General features: G+C 37.5%; 15 protein-coding genes, 1 tRNA gene and 1 pseudogene. 5 read left to right on the top strand and 12 right to left on the bottom strand.

The genetic code is table 11. The annotated features are described in order from the left end of the window. Positions 1 to 21: 21 nt before the first annotated feature. The 3 genes and pseudogenes from AAHI99_RS03320 to AAHI99_RS07590 form a co-directional block, all read right to left on the bottom strand. Positions 22 to 321 carry a hypothetical protein gene (locus AAHI99_RS03320; protein ID WP_342228252.1) on the bottom strand — a complete coding sequence of 100 codons (300 nt, stop codon included), beginning with the start codon at positions 319 to 321 and terminating at the stop codon, positions 22 to 24. An 851-nt stretch (positions 322 to 1,172) separates the two neighbouring features. Next, positions 1,173 to 1,478: a putative quinol monooxygenase gene (locus tag AAHI99_RS03315; protein ID WP_342228251.1), complete on the bottom strand. Its 306-nt coding sequence runs from the start codon at positions 1,476 to 1,478 to the stop codon at positions 1,173 to 1,175. Between the two features lie 209 nt (positions 1,479 to 1,687). After that, positions 1,688 to 1,786: pseudogene (locus AAHI99_RS07590) on the bottom strand (transposase); the annotation flags it as partial. A 284-nt stretch (positions 1,787 to 2,070) separates the two neighbouring features. On the opposite strand from AAHI99_RS07590, the gene AAHI99_RS03310 reads away from it, so the two are divergent. After that, positions 2,071 to 2,361: a hypothetical protein gene (locus AAHI99_RS03310; protein ID WP_342228250.1), complete on the top strand. Its 291-nt coding sequence runs from the start codon at positions 2,071 to 2,073 to the stop codon at positions 2,359 to 2,361. Between the two features lie 37 nt (positions 2,362 to 2,398). Next, the gene (locus AAHI99_RS03305; protein WP_342228249.1) at positions 2,399 to 2,731 is read left to right on the top strand and encodes a hypothetical protein; all 333 of its coding nucleotides are present in this window, start codon (positions 2,399 to 2,401) and stop codon (positions 2,729 to 2,731) included. A gap of 283 nt (positions 2,732 to 3,014) precedes the next feature. On the opposite strand, the gene uvrY is transcribed toward AAHI99_RS03305, so the two are convergent. The 5 genes from uvrY to rlmB all read right to left on the bottom strand — a co-directional run bounded on the left by uvrY (position 3,015) and on the right by rlmB (position 5,706). Further along, positions 3,015 to 3,695 (bottom strand): UvrY/SirA/GacA family response regulator transcription factor, encoded by a 681-nt coding sequence (gene uvrY, locus AAHI99_RS03300; RefSeq protein ID WP_342228248.1) that lies wholly within the window; start codon positions 3,693 to 3,695, stop codon positions 3,015 to 3,017. Between the two features lie 34 nt (positions 3,696 to 3,729). Beyond that, positions 3,730 to 3,819, bottom strand: a tRNA-Ser gene (locus AAHI99_RS03295). 161 nt (positions 3,820 to 3,980) lie between these two features. Next, positions 3,981 to 4,460 carry a tRNA adenosine(34) deaminase TadA gene (gene tadA / locus AAHI99_RS03290; protein WP_342228247.1) on the bottom strand — a complete coding sequence of 160 codons (480 nt, stop codon included), beginning with the start codon at positions 4,458 to 4,460 and terminating at the stop codon, positions 3,981 to 3,983. 139 nt (positions 4,461 to 4,599) lie between these two features. Beyond that, entirely contained in the window at positions 4,600 to 4,833 is a 234-nt protein-coding gene (locus AAHI99_RS03285; RefSeq protein ID WP_342220765.1) for a hypothetical protein, read from the bottom strand. 111 nt (positions 4,834 to 4,944) lie between these two features. After that, on the bottom strand, positions 4,945 to 5,706 hold the full coding sequence (gene rlmB / locus AAHI99_RS03280; RefSeq protein ID WP_342228246.1) for a 23S rRNA (guanosine(2251)-2'-O)-methyltransferase RlmB: 762 nt from the start codon (positions 5,704 to 5,706) through the stop codon (positions 4,945 to 4,947). 41 nt (positions 5,707 to 5,747) lie between these two features. On the opposite strand from rlmB, the gene AAHI99_RS03275 reads away from it, so the two are divergent. After that, positions 5,748 to 6,860: a hypothetical protein gene (locus AAHI99_RS03275; RefSeq protein WP_342228245.1), complete on the top strand. Its 1,113-nt coding sequence runs from the start codon at positions 5,748 to 5,750 to the stop codon at positions 6,858 to 6,860. A 118-nt stretch (positions 6,861 to 6,978) separates the two neighbouring features. Here the strand turns inward: AAHI99_RS03275 and rnr are convergent, their stop codons facing one another. From rnr to AAHI99_RS03260, 3 genes are all read right to left on the bottom strand, one after another. Then, complete coding sequence (gene rnr, locus AAHI99_RS03270) at positions 6,979 to 9,201, bottom strand: ribonuclease R (RefSeq protein ID WP_342228244.1); 2,223 nt, start codon at positions 9,199 to 9,201, stop codon at positions 6,979 to 6,981. A 303-nt stretch (positions 9,202 to 9,504) separates the two neighbouring features. Further along, positions 9,505 to 10,506: a cytochrome d ubiquinol oxidase subunit II gene (gene cydB / locus AAHI99_RS03265; protein WP_342228243.1), complete on the bottom strand. Its 1,002-nt coding sequence runs from the start codon at positions 10,504 to 10,506 to the stop codon at positions 9,505 to 9,507. Continuing rightward, positions 10,496 to 11,887 carry a cytochrome ubiquinol oxidase subunit I gene (locus AAHI99_RS03260; protein ID WP_342228242.1) on the bottom strand — a complete coding sequence of 464 codons (1,392 nt, stop codon included), beginning with the start codon at positions 11,885 to 11,887 and terminating at the stop codon, positions 10,496 to 10,498. Before AAHI99_RS03260 ends, cydB begins: the two co-directional genes overlap by 11 nt. Before the next feature lie 204 nt (positions 11,888 to 12,091). Between AAHI99_RS03260 and AAHI99_RS03255 the strand changes: the two genes are divergently transcribed. Further along, on the top strand, positions 12,092 to 12,541 hold the full coding sequence (locus AAHI99_RS03255) for an Rrf2 family transcriptional regulator (RefSeq protein WP_342228241.1): 450 nt from the start codon (positions 12,092 to 12,094) through the stop codon (positions 12,539 to 12,541). Positions 12,542 to 12,599: 58 nt separating this feature from the next. Here the strand turns inward: AAHI99_RS03255 and AAHI99_RS03250 are convergent, their stop codons facing one another. Next, complete coding sequence (locus AAHI99_RS03250) at positions 12,600 to 13,325, bottom strand: 16S rRNA (uracil(1498)-N(3))-methyltransferase (RefSeq protein WP_342228240.1); 726 nt, start codon at positions 13,323 to 13,325, stop codon at positions 12,600 to 12,602. Between the two features lie 45 nt (positions 13,326 to 13,370). Here AAHI99_RS03250 and lolB point away from each other — a divergent pair, with 45 nt between their 5' ends. Continuing rightward, a complete protein-coding gene (gene lolB / locus AAHI99_RS03245) occupies positions 13,371 to 13,982 on the top strand; it encodes a lipoprotein insertase outer membrane protein LolB (RefSeq protein ID WP_342228239.1) in 612 nt (203 codons plus the stop codon). Positions 13,983 to 14,066 lie beyond the last annotated feature (84 nt).

The raw sequence follows: 14,066 nt of genomic DNA, 5'->3' as shown, positions 1-14,066 counted from the left end.
CTTGAAGTACACAAGTATATTTTATTTATTTAAGTTATCAAATATCTGTTTTACCGTCTTCAATGCCGGTAAATTAGGAAACTGCGTAGCCAAAGCATCGACTAAAACGCCGACGCCTTTAAAGCCGGTTTTGGTCGTAGTCTGTTGTTGATTCAGTTCCTTAGAAGCATTAATTTGTTGATTTTGTTGGCTTTTAAGTTGATCTTTAATCATTTGTACTTCGTGGCGTAACTCTGCACAGCAATCGCTGTCTTGCGCCCAAACGGGACTCACCGCAAAAACGGCTAATAAGAATAATGTGACTGGTTTTAATACTGACATCGGAAAAAACCTCCTTATGACATAAAAAGGGATCCACCGCACACAGCCGTTAAACGCCCGGCACGGACTTAAAACCGAACAAGAGTATAAGCAACCCTTCATTTCGGTACCAAGCAAACGAAGCATAGTCTAAAGCGTAAACTTATGCTAAATGCTAGATTTTTGTTCGGAATTTTTGCTGATTTTATGCACTATTGTGAAATTTTTGTTTAAATTATGGAAAAAAGAATTTTGGAAATTATTTAAGTTTTTAACTTAAATTATCATAAATTTATCGTTGCGATATTTTAGATTATCAAATAGTAAAAAATTAAATTTACCCCCTTGTTAAAAAAACATTATAAAAATAGAAAAAATTAGCATATATCTACCGTAATTGATATTTTTATTTTTTGTCAATGCCTAAGAAAAAAAGTAAATTTTTACAGCGAATAAGTCGAATAATTTTCCTTAAATTGAATGCAGCACCGGCTAATAAGGCGTTAATTTTGTCACATGCTTTTCCAAGCAAGTAATTTCTTTTAAGTTTATGTTCTTCCTTCTACGTAATAAGCGCCAAACTCCTTGATTAAGTACTCACAATTAAAAACATTGGCTAATTGGTACAACGAATGAGAGGTATCTAAAAAACTCTCTAACTCCATTTCCTCGGTAACAATAGTATTCTCTTTTTAGACATCATTTTGCAAGCTTTCTCCCTCTCTTTCTTAAATTCTTGCAAAAGTTTATAGCCTATCATGCAAGTTCGTTACCCGTGCAATATATTCATCAACGAGATGGTGACATTGATCTAAAATGCCTGATATACAATGGACACAAACAAATTTTGTTTAATTGGCCCTATGAGAAATTTATTTTTCAATTTCCTTGTATAATTCAATCGATATAGAGGTACTATCTACCAATTCATTTAATATATTTTCTTTAAAATGCAACATGTATGGTTCGTTACAATGGGAGTCAAAAGCATTTTTATTTTTGAATCGCTCCAGCATGGTAAATACATTAGGATTATTTAAAGACTCATGTAGGGCGTAGTGTAGACAACCTTCTTCGCGTCTTGTTGGCTCTAATAAATTGGATAAAGCTTTACGTAATGCATCAGATTTTTCAGTTTTTGCAGTAAAAGTTGCAACACACACAAGTTCAGTATTCATATGGGTTCTCAAAAAAATCAATCAAATTGAAGTTATCATTATATAAATTGTCGAGGCAGTGTTCAAGACGATTTATTTAGGGAGTGTCGTCAATTAAGCCAATAATATGAAACAGCAAATTTAATGGCTTCTAAGAAATATTAACCTCGTTTACAATATCGAATAGCAATGCCACGAAACTGTTTTAATCGGCAATCGTTTGATCACCCACCTGTTTTTTTCCAGCAAGAAAATCGCTGATGAACGTTTTTCCAATCGTCATATCTTTCCGTTAGATCTCTCCACGGTGTACCGGTTTTTAGGATAAATAACTGCTTACAATTTTTTTATTTATCCGCTAGGATTCTGACCAGTAAATATTTTAATAACAAGTGGATTAAAAATTAAATGGAAATAGATTTACATGATAGTGATTTATATGATTTGATCAAACTGATCTTACAACAGTTTTGTAGACACTATGGACCGAGACGTTGATAAACCCGTTGTCCAAACTCTACGGGAAATAAATATCCTAAAGTTGAATGCCCATCCCTAAACATATTTGTTAAAAATTAACTTTTACCAATTAAACACCACAGGAAACTAAGTTATGTTACCGATTCTACCTACACCAAACACTTCTGAAGCTGATTCAGTTTCTATCATCAATTTATCGACTATCCATGGACTCGCACCGATCTCTAGCGTATTGGATAATTTTGCTAAGTTGCACTACGGCTATGCGAACAGTGGGTTACACTTTGAATGGTATAGCAAGCTTTGGGTCAGGTTAAAATACTTGACGATGACACCCATCATTAATGAATACAAATTGGGGAAAATAAATACTGATACCTTTATAAGTAAACTTAAAGATATTTTTTATTTTTATTCCACCTGAAATAAGCTCAGAAAAAATAACCGGCGCATGGAATTCATTGATTACCTGGAATCCTGAATCAACAACAAGATTACAAACCTTAATCAACAAAAATCAATCTATTTATTTTATTTCAAATACTAACCCGTTAAATATAAAAAAAATCGTAGAATTATTTGAGGAAAACTTCCCTAATGATTGGAAGCTACCTGAAGAAACAGAAGCAACACCTTTAGAAATTGCTGATAATTTTTATCTTTGCACTTCTTACCAATATAAAGAATTTAAAGAGGGTACACCTGGCTTGATAGCTAAATTAAAAGAATATCTGCTGAATAAAGGCGAAAAATTAGAAAATATATTGTTAGTAAGTCAATACAAGGGGATTTAGATAAAGCAAAAGAATTAGGTATTGAGAGTCAATCGGCTAATCAATTTTTTCCTAACATTCTAGAGCGAGCAGCATCGCCATCTAGCCCACTTTTAAATAACGAAATCACAATCCTTCCAACTCAAACGACCATCGCACCACTGCCCAATAATTTATTCAGTAGTAATCGAGCCATTTTTGCAAAAGTAAAACAGGAAGAAGAATGCACTGAAAAAAACTCTTCGGAAAAAACTCTTTTGCTCGGTAATCGTTAATAAGCACTAATAAAAACAACGGAGAAATATTATTCCTCCGTTGTTTTATCTGATGATTTATCTGCATAACCCTCTTCTTCTTCCAATAAGCCATAACGCAAAGCAAGATGCGTTAACTCGACATCGTTATGCACACCTAATTTTTCATACAGTCGATAGCGATAGGTATTCACCGTTTTAGGACTTAAACAAAGTTTTTTGGCAATTCCATTCACTTTTGTACCATGTGTAACCATGTACATAACTTGTAATTCACGTTCGGAAAGTTGGGCAAAGGGTGATTTGGACGCATCAGAAACTTGACGTAATGCCATTTTTTGCGCAATTTCTAAGGTTATATAAATTTGACCAGCAACCACTTTACGAATCGCGGTAATCAATTCTTCGGCATTGGTATTTTTGGTAATATATCCTGCTGCCCCAGCACGCACCAGACGATCCGGAAAAGGTCCTTCACTAAAAACAGTAACGACGATAATTTTAAGTTTAGGATTTACACGAATCAAACGGCGGGTGGCATCTAATCCACCTATCCCAGGCATTTTTAGATCCATCAATACCACATCAGGCTTAGTTTCCTTTACTAAATTAATAGCAGCTTCGCCACTTTCGGCTTCACCGATCACATTAATATCACGAACATCCTCTAACAAGCGCTTCATCCCTAAACGTACTAAGGCATGATCGTCAACGATAACGACGTTAATCATGGAACGCCAACTCCTCTTGTCAATTTCATTTTTTTGGCGGAGGGACAGGGATTCGAACCCTGGAAGGAGTTACCCCCTTGACGGTTTTCAAGACCGTTGCTTTCAACCGCTCAGCCATCCCTCCTACTTTAATCAGTAACTACCGCTTTTAACAAAACGGAAATATTGTCTGTTTGCACCTTTTAGGCTCATTATAAGTGCTATGGCTATATTAGCATAAACTATATAGGATGTAGACTATAAAGAAATACGTCAAACACTGAACTGAGATTACGCAATTAACTTTTATTGTTCATCTTGTATATTAAGCATTTGACGTTTGTGTTTAAAAAATTTCTGTAATTTTTCTGCACAGGTTTCAGCTAATAATCCATCCGTAAAATCAAACGTATGATTTCGTCCTTTTAACATAGACCATTGCGTGGTTATTATGCCAAAACGTGTATCATAAGCACCAAACACTAGTCGCTTAATCCTAGCTTGAATCATCGCACCTACACACATTAAACAAGGTTCTAAGGTAACATACAATGTCGATTCGACTAAACGATGATTTTTTAGCTGTTTGGCCGCTTGTTGCAGTAATAAAATTTCAGCATGTGCAGTAGGATCACACCGAGTGAGTGTTTGATTGTGAGCGCTGCAGATGATCTGTTGCTTCACTACCAATACCGCACCGACCGGAATTTCGCCCTCCCTCTCTGCAAGCTCCGCAGCTTCTAAGGCATGCTGCATATAATAGATATCTAGATCAAACTGCTGCATAACTTGAAAATGTTGTTAAATAATTTTTTTTGAATTATCCCGCGGTTTAAGCCGCGGGATTTGAGCTTGAGTTAAAAGACCTAATCTTTTGTCTTTCACTCAACAAAGGCAGGTTGGAAGTGGTAAAAAAATAGTCAATTTATTTTTTATTACACATCTTACAATGATCGCAGCCGCAATGACAGCCTTTGTGTGAACGAGGACAGCATAAATATTTTATCAATGCGCCTACGGCTAAAATCGGCAGCATAATATCGAAGAATCGTGAAACCATTACGATGGTATCAACCGACTCAGGTTTCGCAAGACTTGCAGCGATAGCCATCAGAACAGCAATAATAATCACTATTGCTGGGAAGAATTTACGACACATAGTAGGGTCTCCTTGCAATTTTAAATAAAAAATTAAGTCGCTAACAACAATACAACGTTGTATTTTATTTTACCGCAACAGTAAGGCGGTAAATAGTATCATAGTTGGATTTTATTGTCTTTGCCTAACCGCTTCGAATAAACAGATCCCGGCGGCAACTGAAACATTTAAGCTGCTGACACTACCCGCCATTGGAATAGCAAGCAAACCATCACAGCGTTCTTTAGTTAAGCGACGTAAACCTTTACCTTCGGCGCCCAAAACCAACGCCAATGCCCCAGTCAATGTCGTATCATAAATAAGCTGTGTGGCTGAGTGATCTAAACCATAACACCACACTCCAGCCTTTTTTAGCTTTTCTAAGCTTGTTGCTAAATTCGTGACCGTAAAAAGCGGCGTCATTTCAGCTGCACCTGCGGCTATTTTGCGCACACTTGCTGTCATATTCACCGAACGGTCCTGTGGAATAATGACAGCATCTACACCGGCTGCATTCGCAGAACGTAAACAGGCACCTAAATTGTGCGGATCCTGAACCTCATCTAACACTAATAAAAATGGCGGTCTTGTTTGGTCTTGTAATCGATGCTCTAACAAAATAAATAAATCACGTTCGTTTAATTGTTTAGAAATTTTTATCTCCGCTAACACCCCCTGATGTACGCCACCTTTTGACCATTCATCACATTGGGGCTTCGATATACTTTGCATCGGAATATCATGCGCGCCTGCCAACTGCAAAATCTCTTGAATGCGGTTATCTTCACGACTCTCTTGCCAATAAAGTTGGCATATTCTTTCTGGATGTGATTTTAACAACGCGTTAATAGCATGAAAACCAAAAATAAATTCTTTTTTAACGGCATGACTCATGATAAAGTACTCAATAAAAATAGTTTGCTAAGGATTGCACAATGCCTAATGAACTTTCCATCCACATTAATCCCAATTGTTTTGGTTTTTTGGGAAACATTCACGCTCATAAGCTTGCATCCCTATCCAAAAAAGATTTACATCTTACTTTAGAACAACTTCATCGACTCTTAAATTTATTAAGAAATCAACCCAAATTTCAATTTTCTAACTCGCAAAAGAACACAGAAATTAGCCGCGGTGCTTTCTATGCCTTGACACCTTCCTTATTAAAACGTTTCTTAGAAGGAAAAAAAATCAACTTAGCCAGTTTACAAAAAACATTTAAAGAAGAATTCCAAATTCTAGATCCGTCTGCCATCGATTTTATGATTATGTGCTTAACGGATCCAGTGTATCTAGAATTTGCTTTGCATAACTTGGTCAATTCTTTGCTGGTCAATATAGGTTATTATTCTAGCAATGATAGCGGCTTTTCGGACCCTGATTTTAAACATATATTAAAAGCTGAAAAAGCTAAACCTACCGCAACTGATAAATCAATTTTATTTAGCTTAACTTTGCTTGTAAAAAATCAGACTTCAAAAATGCCTGTCGGAAGCACCTCTATTCACTTTACTATTACTGAAAAAAAACAAATAAAACTCGAATTAATACCGATCACCTTCTCTTTTACTAACGACAATGAAGCTAACGAATTTAAATCTATGCTCATTAAAAATTTTGAAGATTGGATTTTACCCGAAGCTGAGCTGGATATCATCAAACTTAGACATCAAATGCAGAAGCCTCTCTTTAATTTTTGTGTTATTCCAATCTTAGTCAGTTTTTTATTCGGCCTCGTAGCAATGATCTGTATGCTGGCTTTAAGTTTCACACCACTTACATCTTTAATACTTCCACTAGCAGGATTAGGAATAGGCTTAATTTTAGCGAGCTTAAACAGTAGCTATGAATTGGTCTGCAGAAAAAAAGATAAGGATAAATTACGACGGCCAATATATATATTTAACAACAAACAACTTACTAACCCTCAAATACAACGCAGACAAACCTCGTCATTTTTCCGCCAAGATCATTTTAAAACCATCAATGCACAGTCATCCGAACCCCAGCTTGACAGCTCTGATATCGCGCAGCTTCGATGTGCATAATCCCTCCCGGCTAAATAAACCCATAAACTCGAAATAGCGTAGCATTTAGAAAATGCTATTACTCCGAGTGGCTTTGCACAAGATAGATATACAAAGGTTCTAATTAAAGAAACTTAAGTTATTTTCTTTTTTTATATTTTTTAAATTTTTTTGCAGATTTTTGCACTTCCGGCTCGATTAATTCAAAATCAATTTTACGTTGATCCAGATCGACACGCCCTACTCGCACCTGAATTCTGTCGCCTAAACGATAAACTATTCCGGTACGCTCACCTTGCAAGCAATGACGATTCGCATCAAATTGATAATAATCATTATGCAAGGCGGTGACATGCACTAAACCCTCAACATAAATATTTCGCAATTCAACAAATAAGCCAAAACCAGTTACATTGGTAATGATACCATCAAAGGTTTCACCGACGCGATCGCGCATATATTCACATTTCAACCAATCTAATACTTCACGTGTCGCTTCGTCGGCACGTCGTTCGGTAGTCGAACAATGTTCACCCAAACGAGAAATAGTGACCTTATCATAGAAAAAATTCTTTGGTTTACGTTTTGCTAATACATGGCGTATCGCTCGATGAACTAATAAATCGGGATATCGACGTATCGGTGAGGTAAAATGTGCGTAGGCATCAAATGCCAAACCAAAATGACCAATATTTTCTGGACTATAGATGGCTTGACTCAAGGATCGCAACATAACGGTTTGGATCAAATGTGCATCCGGTCTGTCAGCAATTAATTTTAACAAGCTTGAATAATCTTCGGGTGTGATGACTTTTTTATTCGGAAAACGTAAACCCAATTCGGCGAGAAAACTTTTTAGATCCGCTAATTTTTCCGCCGCAGGAACCGCATGAATCCGAAATAAAGTTGGAATTTTAGCTTTCAATAAAAAATGCGCTGCCGATACATTGGCTAGCAACATACATTCTTCGATAATACGATGTGCCACGGTACGCACGCTGGGAATGATCTGTTTAATTTTTCGATTCGGTCCAAAAATAACTTGTGTTTCGGTGGTCTCAAAATCAATCGCACCGCGCGCTTCACGCGTTTGACGTAACAATTGGTACAGACTATGCAAATTTTGTAAGTGGGGTAATAGATTTTTATACGCGGGAGGACATTTATTAGTTGTTAACCAAGTCGCCACTTCATTATAAATTAAACGTGCTCTAGAGTGGATGGTAGCGGGATAGAATTGAAAGCGTTTTAATTCTCCTTTACTAGAAATCAACATATCGCAAACCATGCATAGTCGATTAACTTTAGGCTTTAATGAGCATAGCTCATTGGAAAGCACTTCCGGTAACATCGGCAGTACACTATTCGGAAAATAAACCGAATTTCCTCGTGCTTCTGCCTCTTTATCTAGTTCACTTTGCGGGCTGATATAATGACTGACATCCGCAATAGCTACTACTAAACGCCATTGTTTTTTTTGTCGCTCACAATAAACGGCGTCATCAAAATCCTTGGCATCCGCACCATCAATCGTAACAAACGCCAAATCTTGTAGATCAATCCGATCCTCTTGCTCATCACTCGTTGGCACACCGGCTTGTAAAGCAGCAATTTCTTCCTGTACCGAATCTGGCCAGATATGCGGAAGATTATAATTACGTATCGCTATTTCTATTTCTAAACCCGGCGCCATGTGTTCGCCGAGTATTTCGGTAATGCGGCCAATCGCTTGTTGACGAAAGCTAGGAAAACGCGTTATTTCAACGACGACAATCTGTCCCGATGCTGCTGCGCTTTCATCATCAACACCGATTAAAATATCTTGCGTAATGCGACTATTCGACGGCACAACAAAAGCGACACCCTTCTCTTTGAAAAAACGTCCGACTAAAGAAGGTGTGTTTCGTTCTAAGACTTCGGCAATCACTCCTTCACGTCGATTACGTCGATCCATTCCAATGACGCGCGCCAAAACTCTATCGCCGTGAAACACCAACTGCATCTGTCGCGCATTTAAATACAGATCATCGCTACCATCATCAGGAACTAAAAATCCAAATCCATCACGATGACCAATCACCCTGCCACGCACCAAATTCATTTTGTCTGGCAAACCATAACCTTCGCGTCGCGTTAAAACAATTTGTCCATCGCGTTCCATCGCCCGTAAACGACGACGCAAGGCTTCTTGGCGTTCGGGATCGCTTAAACCCAAACGTTGATTAAGCTCCTCGCGTTTAACCAGATGGCCACATTTTTTTAAGAAATCTAAAATATACTCGCGACTAGGAATGGGGTTATCATATTTACCGGCTTCACGTGCCGCATAAGGATCAACAAAGCGTTTCGATTTTTTTGCCATAGTTATCACTAATTAATGAGTTGAATACACATCCTACTCTTGAAAATTCAGAATCGTTCCAATCGTTACTCAGGCAACCGGTCCAAATATGCAAATACGTTAGGAATAAATTATAACACCACAAAGTTATGCCTTAATTCTATATAAGGAATTAGGTAATATAGCATAAATAGTAGTTTTTTTTGAAAAGATAATATTTTATCTGAAAATCATTCTATTGAAATGAAAGACTAAACGATAGGACCTATCAAATTGTTAGAGTTAATTTAAAAAATAATAGTTAAAGTAAACAAATACAATTCTTCAATAACCTATATCACTCCGGACTTTTCCCCAAAATACCCAATAAGACCAAGCTGTATAAATCAAGATTATCGGCAATAAAAACAATGTACCAATCGCTAAAAAGAGTTGCGTTTCTGGAGAAGAAGCAGCCTGCCAAAGTGTAAAATGATGAGGTACAATCATAGGAAATAAACTCACCGTCAATCCCAGATAGGCTAGCAAAAACAAGCTAAGTGCTCCCAAAAAAGGCATAATATCCTTGGATTTTTTAAGTAGACGCCATTCTGCTAGCGCTACCACGCCAGTAAGTAAGGGGATAGGTGAAAAATAAAGCAGATTCGGCCAACTAAACCAACGTTGCCGGATAGTGTCATCCAAAAATGGCGTCCATACAGAAATAATGACCATTGCAAGGAGTACAGCAATTAGACATACACGGCCTTGACGACGTGCCGACATTTGCAATTCACCTTCCGTTTTTAAAATAAGCCAACACGCGCCCAATAACGCATATCCAAAAACCAATGCTAAACCTGTGAATAATGAAAACGGTGTAAAACAATCCCAAGAACTACCTACAAATAACCTACCTTTAACTGCAAATCCTTGAATAAAAGCACCCAAAATAATTCCCTGAGCAAACGTAGCAATTAACGATCCGAAACTAAAGCCGCGATCCCACAGTGTGACATGTGCAGTTTCTCCAAAATGAAACTCAAACGCCACGCCTCGAAATATCAAAGCCAATAGCATAATCAGCACTGGAAAATAAACAGCCGGGAAAATGATAGCAAAAGCCAATGGAAATGCCGCCAACAATCCCACCACTCCTAGAATTAGCCAAGTTTCATTACCATCCCAAACAGGGGCAATTGAATTCATAATTAATTTACGTGCTTCGCGATGAGGTGCAAATGCATAAAGAATACCCACACCGAGATCAAACCCATCAAGCAAAACATAGAAAAAAACGCCGATACCCAATATCAATGTCCATAGCAAAATTAAATTATTTGTCATTTGAAAACTCCGGCGGAGATAAAATAGGGTGGCTTGGCTGTTGTCCAGCAATAGGTGCGCTGGGTTCTTCAATAAACCCTTTCCGGGCAACCCTGGTCATTAAAAAGATACCTACAGGGAAGATAATTAAATAAACCAACATATAACCGAATAAAGAAAGTAAAACATCCACGCCTGTTAATGAAGGACTGACAGAATGGGAGGTCCTTAACAAACCATAGACCGTCCAAGGTTGGCGCCCTACTTCTGTGGTAACCCAACCGGCTAATATCGTTAGAAAACCAATCGGTGCAATGTATTGAGAAGATTTCAAAAACCAACCCGTATCAAATAGCCGATGTTTAAATCGCAACAATAAACTCACTAAAATGAACAATAACATAATCGTACCCAAGCCCACCATAATGCGAAAAGAGAAAAACGGAATAGCGACGGGAGCACGATTCTCAACAGGAAATTGTTTTAACCCAGGAACAAGCCCATTAATATGATGGGTTAGAATAATACTACCTAAAAGAGGTATTTCTAACACATCATGATTCATTTGTTTTTTTTCATCGGGAATAGCAAACAAGATAAGCGGTGCGCGTTTTTCAGGCGACCAATGTGCTTCAATAGCGGCTAATTTAGCCGGCTGATACTTTAATGTGTTAAGGCCATGTAAATCACCCAAAACAATTTGCAATGGAACCAAAACGGTTAAAAGCGCGGTGGTCATGGAAAACATTTTTCGACCTTCTTCTGCAAATCGCTGCTGACGAATAAAATATGCACCCACCGCAATAACCACAAAACCTGTCGTAATATAAAAACCGACCACGGTATGTGCAAAACGATAAGGAAAAGAAGGATTAAAGATAATTGCTAACCAATCGCTGGGAAAAAAGCGACCATTGATTAATTTATAGCCAGCAGGTGTTTGCATCCAACTATTCGTCACTAAAATCCAAAAAGCGGATAACAAAGTTCCAAAAGCCACCATTAACGCAGAAAAGAAATGCGCCCAACGTGGCACAAGTTTACGACCAAACAATAATACACCAAGAAAAGACGCTTCTAAGAAAAAAGCAGTTAAGCCTTCGTAAGCTAATAAGGGAGATAAAACATTAGCCGTTGCATCCGAAAAACGACTCCAGTTCGTTCCAAACTGAAAGGGCATGACGATCCCTGACACCACTCCCATTCCAAACGAAATCGCAAATATTTTTGTCCAAAAGCTAGAAAGACGCAAATAAATGCCACGATGCGTGAAAAAATTCATTCCTTCTAACACAGCAATAAAAGATGCCAATCCAATCGTAAACGCGGGCAGCAAGATATGGAAAGCAATTACCCAGGCAAATTGTAAACGTGACAAAAAAAGCGGATCAAGATGTATCATTAATTTTCCTAAAGCGAAGTATTAAATGTATTAATCAACTAAGGGATCTATTAGAAACAACTTTATGAAATAAAAATTTTACCTAAATAGGTATAAACCTATTTCTCAAATTATCAAATTATTTTTAATATATATTAAAAATATATGTTATAATTCGATAAAAAAACTGTCAAGTTTTCTTAAAACTTTAAACTCAATTTTATTATGCAATTAACACTTTATTCAGATTATTCTTTACGGGTTTTATTATATTTAAGCCAAACCCCTAAAAAAATCGCAACAATTCTTGAGATTGCTAATTTTTATAAAATTTCTAAAAATCATCTCGTCAAAGTTGCCCACCGCCTCGCACAATTAGGTTTTATTAAAACCCAGCAAGGCCATGGCGGTGGATTACAATTAGTTTATGCTTCTCTTGAACTCACAGTGGCTGAAATCATAAAAAAAACTGAAACTAATTTTCACTTAGTAGAGTGTTTTAATAAAGAAAAGAATAATTGCATCATTAGCCCACATTGCATTATTCAAAAAATTTTATTTCAAGCCATGCAGGCTTTCTTTACCATATTGGAAAATTATAGATTAAAAGATCTGAGTAATTCTCTTTTAACTCAACAAATAAATCTTTTTTTAGACTCTACGCATCGAGCTTGAATATCTATTTAATTGCGCGAACATTAAAATTAGCGACTAACCGATAATTAAAATCCTTTTACAAATCACCATATAAACTTTGTAATATACTGACAGCCGCTAAACCGGCTGTTTCTGCTCTCAAGACGCGCGGTCCTACTTGCATAGAACTATAATCTGCGACATGAGCACACTTCAACTCATTTTCTGACCAGCCACCTTCAGGACCCACTAATAGCGCAACACTCTGGCAACACGATAAAGAATTGATATTTTCCTTAGCACAAGGGTGTAAAATTATGCGCTGATCTGCTTTTATCGAAGTCGTAGCGACATCGAAGGTCATAGGGTTTTCTAATTTCGGCAAACGTGTTCTTCCTGATTGTTCGCTGGCGGCAAGCATCACACCTTGCCAATGTAAACAACGCTTCTGCCAACGTTCAGGTGCTAATTTAAGTGTACTGTGTGCGGTAAGCAAAGGCACAAAACGTGTAACACCCAATTCCACGGCTTTTTGCAGCATATAATCCATTTTTTCTGATCGCAATACTGCTTGCGCTAAAGTAATTTGCAGAGGCGATTCACGATTCACCTCATCAAATTTACCGAGCTTTGCGGTAACCGTATTTTTAGTTATTTCAACAATTTTGGCAGGAAATTCTCCCGCTTTGCCATTAAATACAATAAACTCATCATCGACTTGTAGACGCAATACACGAATTAAATGCCCTGCAGCCTCCTTAGATAAGCTTACAATTTGCCCAGTGTGTGAAGCTTGTGGTTGATAGATACGAGTTAGACGCATAGAATGCTTAACGACCTCATGTAATAGTATACTGATAAATTTTTTATGAAAAAGATTAGTGTCATTATTTTAGCGGTATTTTTGAGCAGTTGTGTGAGCTTTACACAAACCCCTACACCACTCCCTAAGCCCAAAATAGTTAATCACTATCTTCCCTGGGCGCAACGAAAAGCACAACTGAACGCTATACAAAATTTTCGTGTTAATGGGAACCTAGCCATCCATGAAACAACTGGTCACGGTGTCAATGCTTCATTCAGTTGGGAACAGAACTATCCTAATTATCAACTCAACTTTTTTGGTCCCTTAGGCACACAAAGTGCTGTGCTCACTGGCAACCCTAAGCGAGTCAGTTTAACTACGCATCAACAAACTTATCATGCACAAAATCCAGAAAAACTTTTACACGATCAATTAGGTTTAAATTTACCGGTATCACAATTCTATTATTGGTTACGCGGCCTACCCGCTCCTCAATCACGTTATACCACTAATCTAGATGCTTATAACCATATCATGCAACTACGTCAATCCGGTTGGCGCGTTGTTTATCAACATTTTACTAACATCGGAAAAATTGATTTACCCGATCGTATTCAGCTATCCAACTGCCAATGGCAAGTTCGAATTAAACTTACCCAGTGGGACATTAAATAATACACTTCGCATTTGAATTTTTGGCTGCGTTGCGGCTCAACTCGCGATCCTATAATATGGCATTCCGGTTGCTTCACAACGCGA

The organism is Rickettsiella endosymbiont of Rhagonycha lignosa, assembly GCF_964031165.1.
GTDB lineage: Bacteria > Pseudomonadota > Gammaproteobacteria > Diplorickettsiales > Diplorickettsiaceae > Aquirickettsiella.
This window is presented reverse-complemented; position numbering and strand designations above follow the sequence as displayed.